Consider the following 20,680-nt stretch of genomic DNA (forward strand, 5'->3'; position numbering starts at 1 on the left):
CTAACGAATGCGGTTGTTTTCGTCAAAGTATTTGCCATCAAAAAGAATTTCGGCGCTCAATGGGTGTTTCGAAAACGCTCCTCTGTTAGATATCGGACAATCGACGCGCGCTGCTCGTGCAGGAAAAAATGGCCGCCGGGAAGCGTGCGCAGGCTGAACCCCGCCCCCGCCAGCCGCTCCCACCCGGCAACCTCCGCTTCCGTGGCCTCCTCATCCTCCGCCCCGGCGAAGGCCAGGATCGGCACCGGAAGCGGTGGTGGACCAGGTTCGAGGAAGGCGTCGGACATCGCGAAGTCGGCGCGCAGCATGGGCAGCATCAATTCCATCAGGTCGTCGCAGGCCAGCACCTCGGGCGGGGTGCCGCCCAGCGCGGCAAGACGGCTGAGGAAGGCCGCGTCGTCCAGGCCTTGGACGGGGGGCCGCCGCGACGCGAGGTGCGGTGCCCGGCGCCCCGACACGGCCAGCACGGCGGGTGGATGGCCCCGCGCCACCAGAGCGCGGGCGGTGGCGTAGGCCAGCGTGGCGCCCAGCGAGTGGCCGAACAGGATCAGCGGCCGATCGTCCAGCGGTGCCAGTGCGGCCATCAGGGCAGGCACGGCGTCCTCGACCCGATGCAGCGGCGGCTCGCCGATGCGGCTCTCCCGCCCCGGCAGGCGCACGGCCAGCAGCTCGGTGTCCGAATCGACGGCCGAGGCCCAGTCGCGGAAGACGGCGGCTCCGGCCCCGGCGTAGGGGAAGCAGACCAGGGAGCGGAGCGGCGCCGAAACCGCTCGGAAACCTTGAAGCCAGGAGGACAGGGGCGGGCTCATCACGCTGTCTCCAGCGCGAACAGGTGATGGTGGCCGTGGCCTTCCTCGATGCGGCCCTCGTTCATGTGATAGACGCGATCGGCGAGGCCGAACCAGCGCTCGTCGTGGGTCACGCAGATGACGATCTTGCCCAACGCCTTCAGCTCCGGCAGCAGCTCCTCGTAAAAGACGCGGCGGAAATGCGGGTCTTGGTCGGCGGCCCATTCGTCCAGCACGATGACCGGCTTGTCCTCCAACTGCGCGACCACCAGGGCGAGGCGCTTGCGCTGGCCGGTGGACAGGGCGACGGTGCTGAAGCCGCCATCCGCGACCGTCACCTTGTCCTGCATCTCCAGCCGCTCCAGCAGGGCGCGGACGCGTGCCGGGTCGGGATCGGCGACACCGTAGAGGCGGCGCGACAGGTGGTAGTCGGAGAAGATGGCCGAGATCATGTCGCGGTAACTCTGCATCCGCTCCGCCGGCACCGGCTCCCCGTCGGCGAGGAGTTGACCGCCGCTCAAAGGCATCAACCCGGTCAGCAGGCGCAGCATGGTGGATTTGCCGGAGCCGTTGCCGCCGGTGACGAAGGTGATCTCGCCCGCCCGGAATTCCGCCGACAGCGGCCCGACTGCGAAGACCGGCGTGCCCTCGCCGTCGTGATAGGCGAAGCTGGCGTCCTTCAGCGCGACGCTGGCGGGCGGGCCGGGCAGCCGCTCCGCCCTTTCGTCCGGGGCGCTGCCGGCGGCGGTGCGCAGCCGCTCCTCCATCGCCTCGATGTTGGACAGGGCCATCTCGGTCTGGGAGACCAGTGGAGTGACGAAGGAGACGGTGCTGACCGGCCCGACGATGAACAGGGCCGCCGTGGTCGCCGCCACCACCACCGCGTGATAGCCGGTGGTGAACAGCGGCACGACGAAGACCATCATGCCGATCAGCGTGTAGAACATCGCCTCGACCAGCGCGAAGTTGCGGCCCCACCGTTCCTTCATGTCCACGTTCACTGCGCGCGCCCGGGACGAGGCGTCGGCGAGGTCGCGGATCAGTCCGTCGCCGCGGCGGCGGTTCATCCGTACCTCCTTGAAGCCGCGCAACAGGTCGGTCAGCCCGTCGAAGACACGCGACTCCGCCGCTGCCGCCTCCACCATGCTGCGGCGCAGGCGCTGCACCCGCGCGACCTTCACCGCCACGGCGATCCCGGCGAAGGCGAAGGCCATCACGCAAGCCAGCGGCGACAGCCAGGCCAGATAGACCGCCAGGAAGACCAGCATCACCGCCTGCTGCCCGCCGATCGCCAGAAGCGGCAGGGTCTGGGCCAGCGTCTGGGTGTCCTGGGTCAGCACGCCGTGCAGCGATGCCCGTCCGATGCGGTCCACGGTCACGAGGTCGGCGCGGCGCACCAGATCGAACAGGCGCAGCCGGATCTTGTGGATCAGCCGCTCGGCGTCCTGGGACGCGGTGATCAGCGCGTAATTGTGGGTCACCCCGAACAGCGTCACCGTGACCGCGTACATCACCAGAAGTCGCGGGTTGACGATGCCCTTGGCCGCGTCCTTGGCGGCGACGTCGACCAGCCAGAGCAGCGCCGCGGTCGCGATCGCCGACAGGACGTTCATCAGGGCGAGCGTGCGCAGATTCTCCGGAAGCTCGCGCAGGACGATGGCGGCCAGCCTCATGCCACGCCCTCCGCCCTGTGGGCGAGTTCAGTCAGGCGGCCTTCCTCCATGTGCAGGCGGCGGTCGGCGACGTCGAAGTAATGGTCGTCGTGGGTCACCGCCACGATGGTCAGACCGCGCCGCTTCAGTTCTGGCACGACCTCCCGGTAGAACTTGAAGCGGAAATGCGGGTCCTGGTCGGCCGCCCATTCGTCGAGGATCAGGATCGGCGCCTTCTCCAGGACCGCGCCGACGAGACCCAGCCGCTTGCGCTGCCCGGCGGACAGGTCGCGCCGCCCGAAGCGGTCGCCTTCCACGGCGGTGACCCGCTCCATCTCCATCCAGCGCATCAGCTCGGCGGCCTCCACAGGGTTGATGGCGTCCTGGCCGTAGAGGCGGGCGAACAGGTGGAAGTCGGCGAAGACGGTCGCCATCAGCTCGCGGTAGGCGGCGATGCGTTGTGGACCGACCGGCACCCCGTCCACCGTGATCCGCCCGCGCAGCGGGTGGTAGAGGCCGGTCAGCAGTTTGATGAAGGTCGATTTTCCCGACCCGTTGCCGCCGGTGATGAAGATCACCTCCCCGCGCCGGATGGCCAGGTCGAAGGGGCCGACCGCGAAGGGCGGCTCGCCCGGCGGGGCGGGGAAGGCGAACTCCAAACCCTCCATCCGCAGTTCGGCGAAGTTGACGGGCACGGGCAGGGCGGGACAGTCGCTCCCGGCCTCCGCCAACTCGGCGAGCTGGCCTTCCAGAGCCATCATGCGCCCGGCGGCGGCCTCCGCGGCGCTCATCACCGCCAGCGACTGCATCAGCCCGAAGACCGGGGCCGACATGAAGAAGATGGCGGCGGTGATCTTCACCAGCTCCGCCGAAATGGCGCTGGAGTAAGACGGCACGACGAAGACGACCACGCCCAGCATCAGGTTGAAGGCGCATTCGCCGAACACGAACTGCTGCCAAGTGTGCAGATGCACCGCGCCGCGGGCCATGATGGTGCGGCCGGACACGGTGCCGAAGGCGGCGTTCAGGTCGCGGCTGCGGGCGCTGTTCAGCCGCTGTTCCTTGAAGCCGTCGAACAGGTCCGACACGCCTTCGAACAGGGCGGCCTCCTCCGCCATCATGGCGCGCTGTCGTTCCTCCAGCGCGCGGCCCAGCCGGATGTAGAACCACGTCCCGGTGCCCAGAAGCCCGCCGATCAGCAGGAAGGCGACCAGCGAGATGGTGGCGATGTAGAGCAGGATCGTCCCGGTCAGCAGGACCGAGCGCACCGTCAACGCCAGGAACTGCGAGTTCTGCGAAATGAGCTGGCTGCTCTGCGTCACGCTTTCGAACAGCGGGGTCTGGCCGAAGCGTTCCAGCTTCCACAGGTCGGCGCGGCGGATCTGGTCGAGCAACCGCATGCGCAGCGTGTCCACCACCTCCTCCGCGTCCGCCGACAGGTGGGCGACCATGCGGCCTTCCAGGAGCATGTAGAGGAGGACGCTGGCGACGAAGGCGGCGGCCAGCGGCACGTTGACGAAGTCGGCCTTCTCCGCGGCGATCTCCTCCGCCCCCCGGTTGACCAGGGCGAGCACCAGCGTGGAGAAGAGGGCCGAGCCCAGGGCGTAGAGAACCAGCCGGCGCAGTGGCGCCGGTCCCAGCCGTCCCAGAAGGCGGAGGAGGTTCATCGCGCCTGATCCTGCGGCGCGGAATCCTGCAGCGCGCCATCGTCGATGCGGATGCGCAGCGCGTGACGGTCCGGGTCGGCGAAGGCGCCACGGCCATGGAGCGCCTCGTGGTTGTTCATCGCCAGCAGGCTGTCGGACTCCATGAAGGTCTCCAGCCGCCGCGCTGGGTTGTCCAGCTCCGCCTGGAGGATGGCGAGCGCGCGGCGGACCTCCGGCGTGTCGTGCTCCGGGCGGGCGGCCAGTCCGCGGCGCAGCGTGTCGGTGCGGAAGCGGATGAGCGGACGGTCGCCGAAGATGGTGGCGAAGGTCACCTCCACCGCGTCCCGCGACCCGCTGCGGGTGAAGGTGGCGGGGATGCGGAAGGGCAGTGCCGTTTGCGACAGCAGGTCCAGCGCCCAGCGCCCCTCGTCGCTGCCGCTCAGGGCCTCGCGGACGCAGCGGGCGTCGCGCAGGCTGGACCGCCCGCCGCCGCAGGCCGCCGCCTGGGCGAAATAGAGCAGCATGTAGCGTTCGGGGTTCGGGAAATACTGGGTGTCGGTGTGGAAGTCGGCCTCGTCGGCGTGTTCGGAGAAGGTGGAGGCGCCGCCGCTGCGGACCAGCTCGGGGCGGAGCTTGATGTCCCACACCACCTTGCGGTCGCGGTCGGTCGCGGTCGGCGCGCCGATGCCGACGGCCAGCGCGTAGAGCAGGCGGCGCCGGGTGTCCAGGTCGTGGCGGCCGAAATGGGCGCGGCGGATCAGCACGCCGCTGTGGCTGCTCTCCAGCCGGTCGCGGATCGCCGTGGCCAGGGCGGACAGGCCGGGCGCAGCCTCCGCCAGTTCGCCGCGCAAGTCCGCCTCCCGCCCGTCCGGGACGAGAGCGGTGGCGTCGGTCTGCGTCCCGTGGCGGGCGGCCAGGACGGCGAGGACCCGCCCGGTCTCCGCGTCGGGCAGCGGCTCCACGGTGAACTCCCCGGTGCGGAAGCCGAGGTCGTGGACGTGGTTCAGCATGGTGGCTCCGGAGGCGTTCATCGGGAGAAAAGATCCGCGGCGGCGCGCAGCATGTCGGCCTGCCCGGCGCGGGGGACCGGCGGCCAGCCGAAGCCCATGCGGCCGAGCAGTGCTTGCGTGCGTTCGGAGGTCAGCTCCTGCCGCCGCCCGCGCGCCTGGGGGGAGCGCCCGCTGTAGAGCCCGAAGCCCTCCAGCGTCTGGGCCAGGGCGCCGTCCATGTCGGGTTCGCCGATGGCGCGCTCCAGCCGGTCGAGCAGCGCGCCGAAGCCGACCGCCTGCACAGCACCCGCCATGCCCGCCGCCGAGGTGACGAAGTCGGCCAGCGTGTCGCGGCGGTGGTTCTCAACGTGATGCGTTTCGTTGGCGAGGCCGGCGGCACCGGCCAGCAGAGCCACTGCGCGGGTCACGCGATCGACGTGGCACAACCAGACGTGCGAATCGTCGGGCACCACCCCCAGCCGCACGAAGGCGGCCAGTTGCCGGAAGAAGGCGTTGTCCCGCAGGTTCAACTGCAACGGTCCGCCCTCCGCCGCGAAGACGACGTTGCCGACGCGGTGGATGCTGGCGTTGCGCAGGTCGCCGCGTGCCGCCGTGACCAGCCGCTCCGCCTCCTGCTTGCTGCGGACATAGTAGTTTTCGTCGAGCGTCTCAGGCACCGCGTCGTACTCGGTGACGAGTGTGAAGCCGTCCTCCGGCGCCTTGCCGGTGACCGACAGGGTGGAGATCAGGTGGAAGTCCGCCGGGTCGTCGCGCCGGGCGGCGGCGAGGTCGAGAAGCCGGCGCGTCGCCTCCACATTGTCGGCGTGGAACTCCGCGTAGTGGCCGAAATGGTTGACGTTGGCCGCGCAGTGGAAGACCGCCCTCACCCCCTCCGCCAGTGCGCCGTGCACCGTGGGGGTGAGGCCCAGCCCGTCGCGCCGCAGGTCGCCAGCCCGGACGGTCAGCCGCGGATTGCCGATCAGCGCCGCCCCGCCCACCGTCCCGAAATAGCCGGCCAGCACGCGGTCCAGCCGGGCGCGGGCGGCCTCGTCGTCGCCCCCGCGCACCAGTGCGGTCACCCGCCGCGCCGGATCGGACAGAAGTTCCCGCAGCAGGTAGGCGCCCAGATAGCCGGTGGCGCCGGTCAGCAGCACATCGCCATAATCGCGCCGCTCCGTCCCATCGAAGGCGTCGTAGGCCGCGTTGCGCGCCTCGTAGGCTTGCTGCTGCTCGGCCAGCGCCCGGTCGCGGGCGGCGTCAAAGGTGGGCAGGGTCGCCTGATAGTCCCGCCAATGGGATCGGACGGCGGCGATGACGCGGTGCAGATGGTCCGGCTGGGGCCGCAGGCGCAGCGCGAAGTCGGCGAGCACCGGGGCCTCGTAGAGGTCGTTGATCCTGCAGGCGAATTCGCGGCGCAGGCGATTGACCACGGCGATCGCCCGCAGGCTGTCGCCGCCCAGCTCGAAGAAGCCGGCCTCGCGCCCCGGAACGGGCCGCTGGAGCTGCTCCGCCCACAGCTCCGCCACCCGCTGCTCCACCGCGTTGCGCGGCGGGGTGTAGGCGCTGGAAGCCGTGCCTTCGGAGGGTGCGTGGTCGGCCAGCGCCTGCAGCAGGGCCTTGCGGTCGACCTTGCCGGCCACCGTCACCGGGATCGCCGGCACCCGGATCACCGCCGCCGGCACCATGTAGGCGGGCAGCGCCGCCGCAGCATGGGCGGCCCAGGCGGCCTGCGTCGGCTCCGCGGCGTCGGGGGCGAGGCTGACGAAGGCCCACAGCGTCTGGGCGCCGCCCGGCGGCGTGTCCACCAGGGCCACCGCCTGCTGCACGCCAAGGTGGGATTCCAGCCGGTGCTCGATCTCGCCCAGCTCCACGCGCTGGCCGCGCAGCTTCACCTGACTGTCCGACCGGCCGAGGACCAGAAGCTCCCCGTTGGGCAGCCAGCGGCCGAGGTCGCCGGTGCGGTAGCGGCGGCCTTTCGCCGTCTCTACGAAGGCGGCGGCGGTCAGGTCTGGCCGGTTCAGGTAGCCGATGGCCAGCCCCAGGCCGCTCAGCCAGACATGGCCGATGGCGCCGGGGGGCACCGGTTCCCCATCCTCGTCCAGGATGTGGATGGCGGTGTTGGGCAGCGGGCGCCCGGCGCTCATCCACGGCGAGTCCGGGGACAGAATGCCGATGCTGGCGGCGGCGGTGTTCTCGGTCGGGCCGTAGCCGTTGATGTAGCGCAGCCGGGCCGAGTAGTGCAGGGCATCGGTGGCGTTGGGCGGCTCGCCCACCGTCATCAGGATGCGCAGGGTCGGCAGGTCCGCCTGCTCGAACAGCCGCAGGTAGGAGGGCGGCAAGGTGGCGGAGGTGACGCCCAGCCGTTCTATCTTGGCGCGCAGCCCGGCGGTGTCGTCCATCTCGGCGCGGCGGATCGGAACCAGCGCGCCGCCGGTCGCCCAGGTCATCACGGAATCGGAGATCCAGGCGTCGAAGGAGGGGGAGGAACTGAGAAGCGTCCGTTCGTCCGGCTGGACGCCCATCATCCGCGCCATCGACAGGCCGAGGTTCAGCATACCGCCATGATGCAGCACGACCCCCTTCGGCACCCCGGTCGATCCCGAGGTGTGGATGATGTAGGCGGGATCGCCGGGACCGCTGCGTTCCCCGGCCTCCGGCTCATGGGCGTGGGAGGCGCGGAAATCCCCGGTCAGGGATTCCGGGCGGAGGACGGCGTATCCGGCCTGCGCCAGCGCGTCGGGAAGGGCGTGGCCGTCCAGCGCCACGACAACGCGGATGGCGGCGTCGCGGGCGATGAAGGCCAGCCGGTCCGCCGGCAGGTCGCGGGTCAGCGGCAGATAGGCCGCCCCGGCCTTCCAGATCGCCAGCACCGCTTCGGGCAGGGCGGGCGAGCGCTCCGTCAGGACGCCGACCGCGTCGCCGATCCGCACGCCTTGCGCCAGCAGCGCGTGGGCCAGCGCGTTGGCGCGGGCGTTCATCGCGGCGTAGCTGACCGCGCCGTCATCGGTGATGAGGGCCGGGCGATCCGGCTGCGAGCGCGCCAGCGCGGCGAACTGGTGGTGGAAGCAGGGAACCGGGTGCGGCATCGCCGGGCCGTGTTCCCACGCGGCGAGCCGCGTCTCCTCGTCCGGCAGCAGGGCGGGCAGCGGTTCGCCCGGCGCCCGCTGCGGATCGGCCAGCCGCCGTGCCCAGCCGGCCAGCGCCGCGGTCCAGGCCTGCGCGGTCTCCCGATCATAGAGGGCGGCGTTTGCGTAGAGCTGGAGGACCAGCCCGCCGTCCGCCTGCCCCTCATGCATCAGGACGAGGTCCTGGGCGGGGGCGCTCTGGCGCAGTTCGTACTGGATATCGGGGCCATGGAAGGCGTCGATGGCCGCGAAGCGGAGCCCATCGCCCCGCGGGGCGGCCATGACCGGATTTTCCGTCACCGCCAGATCGAACAGCGGGTAGCGGGCCGGATGATGCGCCTGCGGGTGGCTGCGGCGGAACTCCTGGTGGATGCGCGCGAAAGGCTGACGGCCATGGCGCAGCGCTTCCGCCAGACGGCTCTGCGTCGCCCTGACCGCCTGCTCCAGCGGCTCGCCCCGGTCGACCTGGAAGGGCACCGGCAGCATGTTGATGCAGTAGCCGACGACGCCCGCCTCCTCCGCCGTCTCGCGGGTGGACGCGGCGGTGCCCATCAGGAACGCCGTCCGGCCGGTGCGGCGGCGCACCTCATGCGCCATCAGCGTCATCATCAGGGCGTGCAGGCTGGCACCGTTGCGCCGGGCGAGGGCGCGCAACGCTTCTGCCACGTCCGGGGTGAGGCGGACGCGGTGGCAATGGCTTCCCTTGGCCGTCTCCGCGCTGCGCACGGCCGGACGCGGCCGGTCGAGCGGCCATTCCTCGAAGGCGGCGGGGTCGATTCCGGCGAGCAGGCGCCGCCAATGCTCCGTGTCCGCCCGGGCGGCCTCGCTGGTGAGATAGGCCTCCTCCCGCGCTGCGGAGCGGCCGAAGCCGGGGGCGCGGCCGGGCAGGGACTCCCCGCGCAGCAGCGCGGCGAGGTCGTTCGTGAGCAGGCCGAGCGACAGGCCGTCGCCGATGGAATGGTGCAGGGCCAGCCAGAACAGGGCGCCGCCGTCCGCCACCCGGACAAGCCCGGCCCGCCACAGCGGCGGAGCGGCCATGGCGAAGGGTTCGGTCTGGCGCTCCCGGATGTGTTCCAGGGCGGTGGGACGGTCGGGCGCCGTCGAAATGTCCAGACCGATGGTCGTCGAATGGACAGTCCGGCGTAGCGTGCCGTCCCCGTCCTCCTGGAAGCCGGTGCGCAGGGCCTCGTGCCGCTCGGCCAGGGCAGTCCAGGCGGCTTGCCAGCGGTCGTCGGCCGGGGTGTCGCCCTCCACCGCCAATGTCAGGGGGATGTTGAAGCCGCGGGTGTCCAGCCCGGCCTGCTCGGCCACCCAGAACTCCCGCTGGCCTTCGGTCGCGCGGTCGGATTCGGCGTCGGATGGGGCATCCGCGGGAGCAGCGGCGGCGAGGCGGGCGGCAAAGCCGCGCAGGGTCGGTTCGGTGAACAGGTCGCGGGCGGAGACGGGGCGCCCCAGCTCCGTTTCCAGAGCGTGGGCGACGGCGATGGCGAGCAGGCTGTGGCCGCCGAGCGCGAAGAAATTGTCGTCGCGCCAGACCGGACCGCGGCCCAGCCGCTCCGCCCAGACGCGGGCGACGGTTTCCTCAAGTCGGCCTTGCGGCGGGACCTGCACGCCCTGCGGGGCGTGGCCGGCGATCAGCCCTAGCAGTGCTGCGCGGTCCACCTTGCCCGACGCCGTCACGGGCACCGTATCCACCGCGATCACCCCGGCCGGGATCATCACCGCGGGCAGCCGGTCGGCCAGCCAGCCGCGCCAGGAGTCCTCGGCTGGCACCGGCTTGCCGGGGATGGGGCGGACGAAGGCCCACAGGCTCTGCGCCGCGCCGGCCTTGCCCTGCACCAGGGCCACCGCCTGCGCGATGTCGGGGTGGCTTCCCAGCGCCTGCTTGATCTCGCCGAGTTCGATGCGGATGCCGTTCAGCTTCACCTGATCGTCGATGCGGCCCAGCACCTCCAGCTCGCCGTCGGCGCGCCAGCGCCCGAGGTCGCCGGAGCGGTAGAGCCGCCCGCGTCCCGTCCCGATGAAGGCCGCCGCTTCCTGCTCCGGGCGGTTCAGGTAGCCGCGGGCGAGGTTGGCACCGCCCAGCCAGATTTCCCCCACCGCCCCCGGCGGCACCGGGCGGCCCGCCGCGTCGCGGATGTGCACCGACGTGTTGGGCAGCGGACGGCCGACGGGCAGGAAGCCCCGGTCCTCCGCGCCCAGCAGCCCCATGGCGCTGGTGATGGTGTTCTCGGTCGGGCCGTAGGCGTTGTAGTAGCGCAGCCGCCCGGCGTAGGCGCGCACGTCCGCCGCAAGGGGCGCCTCGCCGCCGGTCACCAGGATGCGCAGGGACGGCAGCTCCGCCCCGTCGAACAGGCGCAGATAGGTCGGGGTGAGGTCGGCGACGGTCACCCGCTGCTCCGCCAGGAAGGCGATCAGGCGGGCCGGGGCGCTCAACATCTCGTAGGGAACGGCGCATAGCGCCGCCCCGGCGGCCAGCGGCACGCCGATGTCCGACAGCGACACGTCGAAGGAGGGCGAGGCGAACATCAGCGTCCGGTCCTCGGCGGTCAGGCCGAAGGTCTCGACGGCGCCCAGCACCATGTTCACATAGGCGCCGTGGCTGACCGGCGTGCCCTTGGGGCGGCCGGTGGAACCGGAGGTGTAGAGGATGTAGGCGGTGTCCTCCGGCCCCGTCGCGGCTTGCGGCCGGTGGGCGTGAGCGGTGCGGAAATCGGCGGAGAGACCCTCTGGACGCAGAAGCGGCAGGGCGGACAGCGCGTCAGGCACGGCGACGCCGTCCAGCGCCAGCAGCAGGGCCGCCCCGGCGTCTCCGGCGATGAAGGCCAGCCGTTCGGCCGGCAGGTCGGCGGCGAGCGGGAGATAGACCGCTCCGGCTTTCCACACGCCCAGCAGGGCGGCGGGCAGGTTGGGGGAGCGGCCGGTCAGGACGCCGACCACGCTGCCGCGCTCCGCCCCGCGCTCCAGCAGGGCGTGGGCGATGGCGTTGGCCTCCGCCTCCACCGCGCGGTAGGTCAGAACGCGGTCGGTGGTGATGACCGCCGGGCGTCCGCCCTGGCCGGTGCCGGGCTGGTCGATCAGCCGTTCGAACAGCGTGTGGAAGGGCAGCGCCGGGCGCTCCGCCGCCGGGCCGTGCTCCCACGCCGCGAGCGTCATCTCCTCTTCCGGCAGCAGTTCGGGCGGGGTCGCCTCGGCGCGGGCGACGTCGCCCCCCAGCCAGCGCGCCCAGCCGCTCAACGCCTCGAACCAGCGTTCCGCCGTGTCCTTGGCGTAGAGCGCGGCGCTGACGTGCCATTGCAGCAGCAGTCCGCCGTCGGCCAGCCCTTCATGGATCAGCACCATGTCCTGGCCCGGCGAATGGCCGGTGCGTTCGTAGGCCAACCCCTCGTGATTAGGACGGACGAAGCGCAGCGGGCCGGCGGCAGGGGCGCCCTGCGGATTCTCCGTCACCGCGATGTCGAACAGCGGGTAACGCGCCGGGTCGCGGTGCTGCGGACGATCCGCCCAGAAGCCGTGGCAGATCCGCGCGAAGGGCAGGCGGGCGTGCTGCAGCGCCCCGGCCAGGGCCGCTTGGGTGGCGCGAAGCTCCGCGGCGAAAGGCAGCCCGGCAGCGGGCCGGAGGGCCAGCGGCAACATATTCACGCCGTAACCGACGACCCGCGCATCCTCGGCGGTTTCCCGGATGTCGCCGGTGGTGCCGATGGTGACGGCGCCGCGCCCGGTGCGTCGCCGCACCTCGCGCGCCAGCAGGGTCAGCAGGACGGCGTGCAGGCTGGCCTCGTGCCGACGGGCGACGGTCTTCAGCCCCGCGGCGGTGGCCGGATCCAACCGCAGCTCGAAGCGGTGGCTGCCCGGTGCGACCCCGGCAGCGCGCGGCGTGTCGAGCGGCCAGTCGTCGAACGCCTCGGCGGGCAGGGCGGACAGGTGCTGCCGCCAATGAGCCTCGTCTAAGGAGCGGTCCGGGCCGTCCAGATAACGCCGCTCGCGGGCGGCCATGGCGGTGTAGCGGGCAAGCAGAGGAGGCAGGAGCTTGCCCGCCAGCAACGCGGTCAATTCCTCCAGCAGGATGCCGACCGAACGTCCGTCGCCGATGGAATGATGCATCGCCATCCAGAACAGCGGTGCACCGCCGTCTGCCAGCGTCACCAGCCCAGCGCGCCACAGCGGCGCGGTCGCCATGGCGAATGGTTGACCCTGGCGGGCGCGGATATGGGCCAGTGCCGCAGCGCGGTCGGGTTGCTTGGACAGTTCTGGAGTGACGTCGATGGTGGGGGTGATGCAGCGGCGCAACCGTCCTTCGACGTCCTCGGCGAAGGTCGTGCGCAGCGCCTCGTGCCGCTCGGCGAGCGCCGTCCAGGCGTCCGACCAGCGGGCCACGTCCGGAAACTCCCCCTCCACGGTGCGGATCACCGGGATGATGAAGGGCCGCGTGTCCAGCCCCGCCGCCTCGGCCACCCAGAACTCGCGCTCCCCTTCGGTGGCGAGGTCGGATTCGTCGGCCTGCGGCGTGTCCGCATCGCGCAACTCCGCCACCTTGCGGGCGAAGCCGGCCAGGGTCGGGGCGGCGAACAGGGCGCGCGCCGGGACGGCCACACCCAGGTCCTGGGACAGCCGGTGCGCGATGGTCACCGCCAGCAGGCTGTTGCCGCCGAGCGCGAAGAAATTGTCGCCGCGCGTGACCTCCTCGCCCAGCAGACCGCCCCACAGGGCGGCAATCCGGCTTTCGAGCCCGTCCAGCGGTGCCAGCCGCTCCGCCCTGGCGGCGTGGCCATCGGAATGGGAATGGGCGAGGCGGAGCAGGGCGTCGCGGTCGATCTTGCCCGCCGGTGTCAGGGGGACGCTGTCCACCGCCGTCACGCTGGCCGGCACCATGAAGGCGGGCAGACGGTCCGCCAGGAAGGCGCGCCACGCCTCCTCGTCGGGCAGGGCGGCGCCGTTCTTGGCGCGGACGAATGCGCGCAGAGCCTTGGTGCCTTCCGCCGCGGCGTCTACCAGGACGACGGCCTGTGCGGCGGCGGGGTGGGCCAGCAGGTCCTGCTCGATCTCGGCAAGCTCGACGCGCTGGCCGTGCAGCTTCACCTGATGGTCGATACGTCCGCACAGGACCAGTTGACCGTCCGCCATCCAGCGGCCCAGATCGCCGGTGCGGTAGAATCGGCCTTCCGCTGTCTCGGCGAAGGCGCGCGCGGTCAGCTCCGGGTTGTTGAGGTAGCCGCGGGCGAGGCCCACCCCGCCCAGCCACACTTCTCCTGGCAGGCCCGGAGGAACCGGCGCGCCGTCCGGACGACGCAGCGTGATGCGGCAATTGGGCAGTGGGCGCCCGGCGGGCACCGGCCCGCCGCGTCCGCTGTCGGGTAGGATGCGGCCCATGGACGCGAGGATGCTCGCCTCCGTCGGGCCATAGGCGTTCCAGAAGGCGAGATCGGCGGCGTGGTGGCGGGCATCGTCGGCGTTCGGTGCCTCTCCGCCGGTCAGCAGGACACGCAGGCCGCGGAAAGGCTTCTCCTGGCTGACCCGCAGGTAGGAGGGAGCGTGGAAGGCCACTGTGACGCCCAGCGCCGCGTAGGCGTCCTTCAACGCCCAGGGGTCGTCGCGCTGGTCCGGCGGCACGGGAACCAGCGCCATCCCATGAAGCAGCGCCAGCCCCAGTTCCCACAGCGAGGCGTCGAATCCCGGCGTCGCCGCCAGCGCCATGCGGTCGTCCGCCCGCAGGCCGACCGTCTCCCCGGTCGCAAGCGCGGCGTTGATGAAGCCATCGTGCCGGACCGCCACGCCCTTCGGATGCCCGGTGGTGCCGGAGGTGTAGATGATATAGGCGAGGTCGTCCGGCGCCCCAGCCACGGCGGTCGGTGTGGCGGAGCCTTCGAGGATGTCCGAGCGGATCAGCGTCGGCACGGCCTCGGCCAGGGCGGACGGGACGGGCTGGCTGTCCAGCGCAATCAGCAACCGGACGCCGGCGTCGCGGACCATGTAGGCCATGCGCTCCGGCGGCAAGTCGTGGGCCAGCGGAAGATAGGCCGCCCCCGCCTTCCAGATTCCGAGCACCGCCGCAGGCAGGCCCGGCGAGCAGCCGGTCAGCACCGCCACGGCCTCCTGCCGCGCCACACCGCAGCGCAGCAGGGCGGCGGCGATGCGGTCGGCGTCCCGGTTCAGGTCGCCATAGGTCTGCACGTCGCTGAGGGTGACCACGGCGGGGCGGTCAGGATTGCGGGCGGCGATCTCCTCGAACAGCTCATGGGCGCGGCGGGCCGGGCGCGGGCGCTCCTCGCCGTGCTCCCAGCGGTCGAGAAGGGCCGTCTCCTCCGGGAGCAGCGCGGGCAGCGGGGATTCCAGCCGTGCCGGGGCGGCGGCCAGCCAGCGCGCCCAGGCGGCGAAGCCAGCCAGCCAGGAGCGCGCAGTGGCTTCCGTATAGACATCCGGGTTCCACAGCAGCGCCAGTTCCAGCCCGTCACCGTCCTCCGCAGTCACCGGCTCGTGGCTGAAGGCGAGATCGAGGCCGGCGGAGGGGTGGGCAAGCGCGCCGGGCAACCGGCGTGGGGACAGCGACAGGCCGCTGGCGGGATCGGCGCTGGTTCGCGGAGGGTTGGCGGTCAGCGCCACCGAGAAGAGGTTGGGGCGGGCTGGCGGCAGCGCGTCGGGCCGGCGCTGGCGGAACTCCCGCTGGATCAGGTTGGCGGGCAGACCGGCGTGTCCGACTGCCTCCGTCAGCGCCTCCTGGGCGGCGCGAACCTGTCCGGCCAGTGCCGCTGCGGCGCTGGGCAGGACGACCGGCACGAGATTGACGAAATGCCCAACGCTGTCCTCTGCTCCCGCCGGGCGCAGCGAAACGCCGGTACCCAGGATCAGGTCGCTCCGCCCGCCACGCCGCCGCACCTCGGCCGCCAGGATCGCCAGCAGCAGCCCGTGCAGACCGACGCCCTGCGCCTTCGCGATGGCGGCGAGGGCCGTGGTGGTCGCGGCGTCCAGCCGCTCCGCCAGGGGTGGGGTGGGGCACCCGCCGGGCGTGGTGGGGCGGGGTTGGTCGAGCGGAAGCTCCTCAAGCGCCTCTAGTGGCAGGGCGTCCAGCTTGGCGTTCCAGAAGGCACGGTCCTGCGCCGCCCCGTCGGAACGAAGGTGGCGCGCCTCGTCCTGCGCCGCCAGTGCGATGCCGTGCGGCGCCGATGGCAGGGGACGGCCCAGCAGCAGGGCGAGGACATCCTCCTGCACCGTGCGGGCGGACTGGCCGTCCACCACGGCATGATGCAGCACGAACCAGAACAGCGTCTCGTTACCGGATTCGACGAGCATCAGGCCCGCGCGGGCCAGCGGCGCCTGGGTCAGGGCGAAGGGCGTCTCGGCGTAGCCGGCGATCAGTTCCCGCGCCTCCTCCGGAACGTGGCAGCGGTCGATGGAAAAGCCGGCAGAGGGCGGCAGGGCGGTGGCGGGAACTGTGCGCCAGCCCACCCGCCCTTCGGTGTCGGCGTGGAAGGCGGTGCGCAGGGCGGGGTGACGCTCCAGCAGGGCGGCCCAGGCGGCGCGCCAGCGCTCAACCTCCGGAACCGGGCCGCGCACCGACAGGACGCGCACGACGTGCGATCCGGCGGCGGCGAGGCCGAGCTTGGCGGCGACCCAGAAATCCTCCTGTCCGGCTGTGGCAGGACCTTTGCTCAGGTCCAGCGGGGCGGTGTCCTCGTTCTTTTGTTCCGCGATGCGGCGGGCCAACGCCTCCACCGTCTGAGAGGCCAGGATTACCGGCACCGTCACCGGATGGCCGAGCGCATGGAGGCGCTGCCCGACCGCGATGGCGAGCAGGCTGGTGCCGCCGATGGCGAAGAACGGGTCGTCCCGCATCACCGGGCGGGTGTCCAGCACCTCCTCCCAGACCGCGGCAATGGCCCGCTCCAGATCGCCTTGCGGCGGCGTTCCGCCCGTGCCACGCGCGGCGGTCAATGCCTTTTCGGCGAGCGCCAGCAGGGCGCGGCGGTCGGTCTTGCCGGCGGAGCTGATCGGCATCCGCGCCACGGCCTTCACCTGCGCGGGCACCATATAGGCGGGCAGGCTGCGGCCGAGGAAGGCGCGCCAGTCTTCCGACTGCGCCGCCTCCGGATCGGCGCTCTCGACGATGGCGGTCAGGCGGCCCTGGTGCTGAAGGGCGGCGGCGCGGCTGACCAGCGGGTGGCGCAGCAATGTGCGCTCGATCTCACCCAGCGACACCGACTGGCCGGACACCTTCACCATGTCGTCGGCGCGGCCCAGCGTCTCCAGGTCGCCGTTTTCGTTCCAGCGCCCAAGGTCGTGCGTGCGGTAGGCGCGCCCGAAGCGCGTCTCGACGAAATTCTCCGCCGACAGCTCGGGCTGGTTCAGGTAGCCGCGCGAGACGCCCCGCCCGATGACATGGATCTCGCCGACCTCGCCGTCGGGGACCTCGTTGCCTAGGCGGTCCAGCAGATGGACGGCGTTGTTGGTGAAGGGGCGCCCGCTGGGCAGCGGGCCGTCGCCGTCCGGATTCACCTTGTGCATGCAGATGGTGCCGCAGACCTCGGTGGCGCCGTGCATGTTCCAATAGTCGAGGTGGCGGGCGTAATGCCGCGCGTCGTCTGGGTTGGGCCGCTCCCCGGCGGTCAGGATCATGCGCAGCCCCGCCGGAACCGCGCCGCGCAGAAGCCGCAGATAGGATGGCGTGAACAGCGCGATGGTAACGCCCAGCCGGGCCATATGGTCGAGCAGCCGCGCCGGATCGTCGATCAGCGCGCGCGAAGCCGGGACATAGGCTGCCCCGGAGAGCAGCGGCAGGCACAGTTCCCGGAAACCCAGGATGAAGCCGGGGGAGGTGGACAGCAGCACCCGGTCACCCGGCCCGACGTCCTGCGCTTCCGTGTGGCCGAGCGCCAGATTCACGCAGGCGTCGTGCTGGATCAGCACGCCCTTCGGCTGTCCGGTGGAACCGGAGGTGAAAAGGATGACCGCCAGCCCATTCGCCGGACCGGGCCGGTCCGGGCGCTCCGCGGACTTGGCGAGGCTGTCGCCGTCCAGGGATTCGGGGCGCAGGACGGCCTGCGGTCGTTCCGTGTTGCCATTGACGGACAGGGTATCGGCCAGCGCGTCCGGTATGGGCAGCCCGTCGAGGGCGATCAGCAGCCGCATCTCTGCTTGACGCGCCATGTTCGCCAGCCGTTCCGGCGGCAGGTCGGCGACCATCGGCACATAGACGCCGCCCGCCTTGAGAATGCCGAGGAACGCTCGCGGCAGATCGCCCGATCGCTCCGCCAGAACGCCGACCGGCTCCTCCCTGTCCAGCCCCAGTGCCAGCAGCGCGTGGGCCAGAGCGTTGGCAGCCGCGTCCAGCCCGGCATAATCGAGGATGCCAGCCTCCGTCACTATCGCCGGAGCGGTGGGGTGCCGCTCGGCAAGCCGTTCGAATCCCTCATGCAGACGAAAATCGGGCCAGATTTTGACCGGTCCGAAACTGTTGGACAGATGAAGGCGGTCGTTGGGGAGGTGCGGCGTGGTGTCGGGCATCGAAGTCCCCACAAATCCTTCGGCGTTGCAATGATCCGACGGGAAAATTCGCGGCGAATTTTTACAGAAACGTCATATGCGTCCCAAAAAGGGATTAGACCGCCGAGAATACGTCTAAAAGGAGGATTGTCAATGAATGATACAACTAAGAGAGATTCTGACAATCGGGAAAGCCGCATTACGGATATGGAATGAATCCGCGCACACCCGTGTGTGGTTATTGGGTTCCGACGGACATCGCTTCCGTCACGGCGAGGGGGATGGGATGCGGCGGGTTGATCAAAGGTTGCAGCGTCGGCCCGCAAGAGCGGAATCCGCTCTGATCCTGTTGATGGAAGGAGCGTTCACATCACGGGGGAGGGATCGGATGAGCAAGGCGGAGTCCAAGAAGCAGCAGATGGCTGCGGGTGCGGCGCTGGCCGCCAAGCGTGGGGAGCAGCCAGAATCCAGCCTGCGCGGGGCGTCGAAGGAAATGGCCAAGTCGATGAGCGAGAAAGAACTGCGGGAGATGGCCTCCGCCAAGCGCAAGGATCTGCCCGCCCGCAGTTCAAAGGATGACGCAAAGGATTGATGTCAGGCTGTTTCTGCGAAACTGACGGGGGTGGCCCCGTCAGTTCTGTTCCTGCGGACGGAAGGTGGCGACGCGGTAGGCGTACCAGGCGGCGATGGCGGCGATGACCAGCTTGGCCACCGGGTCCATCCATCCCGACACCTTGTCGTACTGGCCCTCCAGCAAATAACCCGCCCCGGCGAGAACCAGCGACCACAGCGCCGTTCCGATGCTCGAATAGGCCATGAAGCGGGCCAGACCCATCCCGGCGATCCCCGCGGGAACAGAGATCAGCGTGCGCACCGCCGGGATCAGGCGCCCGATCAGTACCGACGCCCCGCTGTGCCGGCGGAACCAGCCCGTCGCCTCATCAACCTGCGCGGGCGCCACCGTCAGCCAGCGGCCATGCCGGGCGGCCAGCCGCTTCAGCCGTTCGCTGCCCAGCCACAGCCCGGCGTAGTACCAGAACAGCGCGCCCGCCACAGAACCCAGGGTGCCAGCCAGAACCACCAGCGGCAGGCTGAGGTCCCCGCGGGCGGCGACGAAGCCGGCCAGCGGCATGATGAGTTCCGATGGGATGGGCGGAAAGACGTTTTCCAGCAGCATCAGAAGCGCGATGCCGGCGTAGCCGCCGCTTTCGACCATGTCTGCGATCCACTCGAACACGCGGTCCTCCGGTTCCGGTTGCCTGGATAACCCGCCAGCATCGCCGGAGTTCATCGCCTCTCCCAACGAGGGAGGGGAGGATGGCATCATGGTCTTTCGTATCGCTTTCACTTTTTTCGTATTGCGGCCTGCTGAACCCTCGGCTACCGTTTGAAACGAAAACAAAGGCGCAGACCGCAAGGGGCGGGCGCACAGCGGAGAGGAGGGATGGATGGCCGGGGTCTACGACCTTGCCATCGTCGGCGGCGGCATCAACGGCTGTGGCATTGCGCGCGATGCCGCGGGGCGGGGCTGCACCGTCTATCTGTGCGAACAGAAGGATCTGGCGTCGGGCACGTCCTCGGCCTCGACGAAGCTGATCCACGGCGGCCTGCGCTACCTGGAATATTACGAGTTCCGGCTGGTCCGCGAGGCGCTGCGCGAGCGCGAGGTGCTGTGGCGCATGGCGCCGCACATCATCTGGCCGCTGCGCTTCGTCCTGCCCCATCTGCCCGGCCTGCGGCCCTCCTGGTTCCTGCGGCTCGGCCTGTTCCTCTACGACCATCTCGGCGGGCGGGAAAAGCTGCCGGGCACGCGCGGGCTCGATCTGCGGAACCATCCGGCGGGGAAACCGCTGAAGCCTGGTTTCGGTCGCGCTTTCGAATATTCGGATTGCTGGGTCGACGACGCGCGTCTGGTGGTCCTGAACGCGCAGGACGCCGCGCGCATGGGCGCGACGATCCGCACCCGCACCCGCTTCTTGAGCGCCGTCCGCGAGGACGGGCTGTGGACCGTGACGGTGGAGGACGCGCGCAGCGGCCAGCGCAGCAGCATCCGCGCCCGCGCGTTGGTCAACGCCGCCGGCCCCTGGGTGTCGGAGGTGATGCGGCAGGGGGCGCGGTCCACGGTGGACGCGCGCATCCGTCTGGTCCAGGGCTCGCACATCGTGGTGCCGAAGCTGTTCGACCACGACCGCTGCTACATCTTCCAGAACGCTGACAAGCGCATCGTCTTCGCCATCCCCTACGAGCGCGACTTCACCCTGATCGGCACCACCGACAACGACTACCAGGGCGATCCGGCGGACGTCCGCGCGTCGGAGGCGGAGATCGCCTATCTCTGCGCCGCCGCCGGGGACTATTTTGCCAAGCCGGTGACCCCGGCCGACGTGGTGTGGACCTATTCCGGCGTCCGCCCGCTCTACGACGACGGCGCCTCGACGGCGCAGGCGGCGACCCGCGACTATGTGCTGGCGCTCGATGCGCCGGGCGACGGCAAGGCGGCGCTGCTCAACATATTCGGCGGCAAAATCACCACCTACCGCCGTCTGGCCGACGCGGCGATCACCAAGCTGGCGCCATTCCTGCCGAAGCTCGCAGCAGGAGCCTCGGACTGGAGCAGTGCCGGGACCCTGCCGGGCGGCGATTTCCCGCCGGACGGCGTCGCGGCGCTGGTCGCCGAGCTGCGCGGGAGGGCACCGTTCCTCCCGCAGCCTCATCTGGAGCGGCTGGCGCGCACCTACGGCACCCACGCCCGCCGGATTCTCGACAGCGCCGCGCGGCCGGAGGATCTGGGCCGCGACTTCGGTGGCACCCTGACCGAAGCCGAGGTCCGCTACCTGATGACGGAGGAATGGGCGGAGAACGCCGAGGACGTGCTGTGGCGCCGGACCAAGCTGGGGCTGCGGCTGGACGCCGCCCAGGCGCAGGCGCTCGACGCCTTCATGACGGAGGAGCGCAGCCGGAGGGAGAGGGCATCCGACGCCGCGGAATAGGGGGTGCCGAATA

At 71.0% G+C, this 20,680-nt stretch carries 8 protein-coding genes; 2 read left to right on the top strand and 6 right to left on the bottom strand.

Going from position 1 to position 20,680, the window contains the following annotated elements:
* Window positions 1–56 precede the first annotated feature (56 nt).
* Genes H1Q64_RS28010 through H1Q64_RS28030 form a run of 5 tightly spaced genes read right to left on the bottom strand, consistent with a single transcriptional unit; the run spans window position 57 to window position 17,698 of the window.
* Complete coding sequence (locus tag H1Q64_RS28010) at window positions 57–809, bottom strand: thioesterase II family protein (protein ID WP_237907673.1); 753 nt, start codon at window positions 807–809, stop codon at window positions 57–59.
* The gene (locus tag H1Q64_RS28015) at window positions 809–2,461 is read right to left on the bottom strand and encodes a cyclic peptide export ABC transporter (RefSeq protein WP_237907674.1); all 1,653 of its coding nucleotides are present in this window, start codon (window positions 2,459–2,461) and stop codon (window positions 809–811) included. Before H1Q64_RS28015 ends, H1Q64_RS28010 begins: the two co-directional genes overlap by 1 nt.
* Complete coding sequence (locus H1Q64_RS28020) at window positions 2,458–4,107, bottom strand: ATP-binding cassette domain-containing protein (protein WP_237907675.1); 1,650 nt, start codon at window positions 4,105–4,107, stop codon at window positions 2,458–2,460. Before H1Q64_RS28020 ends, H1Q64_RS28015 begins: the two co-directional genes overlap by 4 nt.
* Window positions 4,104–5,117 carry a TauD/TfdA family dioxygenase gene (locus H1Q64_RS28025; RefSeq protein WP_237907676.1) on the bottom strand — a complete coding sequence of 338 codons (1,014 nt, stop codon included), beginning with the start codon at window positions 5,115–5,117 and terminating at the stop codon, window positions 4,104–4,106. The genes H1Q64_RS28020 and H1Q64_RS28025 overlap by 4 nt, the downstream gene beginning before the upstream one ends.
* Entirely contained in the window at window positions 5,114–17,698 is a 12,585-nt protein-coding gene (locus H1Q64_RS28030; protein WP_237907677.1) for a non-ribosomal peptide synthetase, read from the bottom strand. Before H1Q64_RS28030 ends, H1Q64_RS28025 begins: the two co-directional genes overlap by 4 nt.
* Before the next feature lie 367 nt (window positions 17,699–18,065).
* On the opposite strand from H1Q64_RS28030, the gene H1Q64_RS28035 reads away from it, so the two are divergent.
* Window positions 18,066–18,269, top strand: a complete 204-nt coding sequence (locus tag H1Q64_RS28035; RefSeq protein ID WP_237907678.1) for a DUF3008 family protein — start codon at window positions 18,066–18,068, stop codon at window positions 18,267–18,269.
* Between the two features lie 39 nt (window positions 18,270–18,308).
* Here H1Q64_RS28035 and H1Q64_RS28040 read toward each other — a convergent pair whose 3' ends face one another.
* Window positions 18,309–18,914: a DedA family protein gene (locus H1Q64_RS28040; RefSeq protein ID WP_237907679.1), complete on the bottom strand. Its 606-nt coding sequence runs from the start codon at window positions 18,912–18,914 to the stop codon at window positions 18,309–18,311.
* A gap of 211 nt (window positions 18,915–19,125) precedes the next feature.
* On the opposite strand from H1Q64_RS28040, the gene glpD reads away from it, so the two are divergent.
* Window positions 19,126–20,667, top strand: a complete 1,542-nt coding sequence (gene glpD, locus H1Q64_RS28045; RefSeq protein WP_237907680.1) for a glycerol-3-phosphate dehydrogenase — start codon at window positions 19,126–19,128, stop codon at window positions 20,665–20,667.
* Window positions 20,668–20,680: the final 13 nt, after the last annotated feature.

Source organism: Azospirillum brasilense (genome assembly GCF_022023855.1).
GTDB lineage: Bacteria > Pseudomonadota > Alphaproteobacteria > Azospirillales > Azospirillaceae > Azospirillum > Azospirillum brasilense_F.

Bases quoted from the DNA above. Each gene is read 5' to 3' on its own strand.
- H1Q64_RS28010 (WP_237907673.1), bottom strand. From the start codon at position 809: ATGAGCCCGCCCCTGTCCTCCTGGCTTCAAGGTTTCCGAGCGGTTTCG.
- H1Q64_RS28015 (WP_237907674.1), bottom strand. From the start codon at position 2,461: ATGAGGCTGGCCGCCATCGTCCTGCGCGAGCTTCCGGAGAATCTGCGC.
- H1Q64_RS28020 (WP_237907675.1), bottom strand. From the start codon at position 4,107: ATGAACCTCCTCCGCCTTCTGGGACGGCTGGGACCGGCGCCACTGCGC.
- H1Q64_RS28025 (WP_237907676.1), bottom strand. From the start codon at position 5,117: ATGAACGCCTCCGGAGCCACCATGCTGAACCACGTCCACGACCTCGGC.
- H1Q64_RS28030 (WP_237907677.1), bottom strand. From the start codon at position 17,698: ATGCCCGACACCACGCCGCACCTCCCCAACGACCGCCTTCATCTGTCC.
- H1Q64_RS28035 (WP_237907678.1), top strand. From the start codon at position 18,066: ATGAGCAAGGCGGAGTCCAAGAAGCAGCAGATGGCTGCGGGTGCGGCG.
- glpD (WP_237907680.1), top strand. From the start codon at position 19,126: ATGGCCGGGGTCTACGACCTTGCCATCGTCGGCGGCGGCATCAACGGC.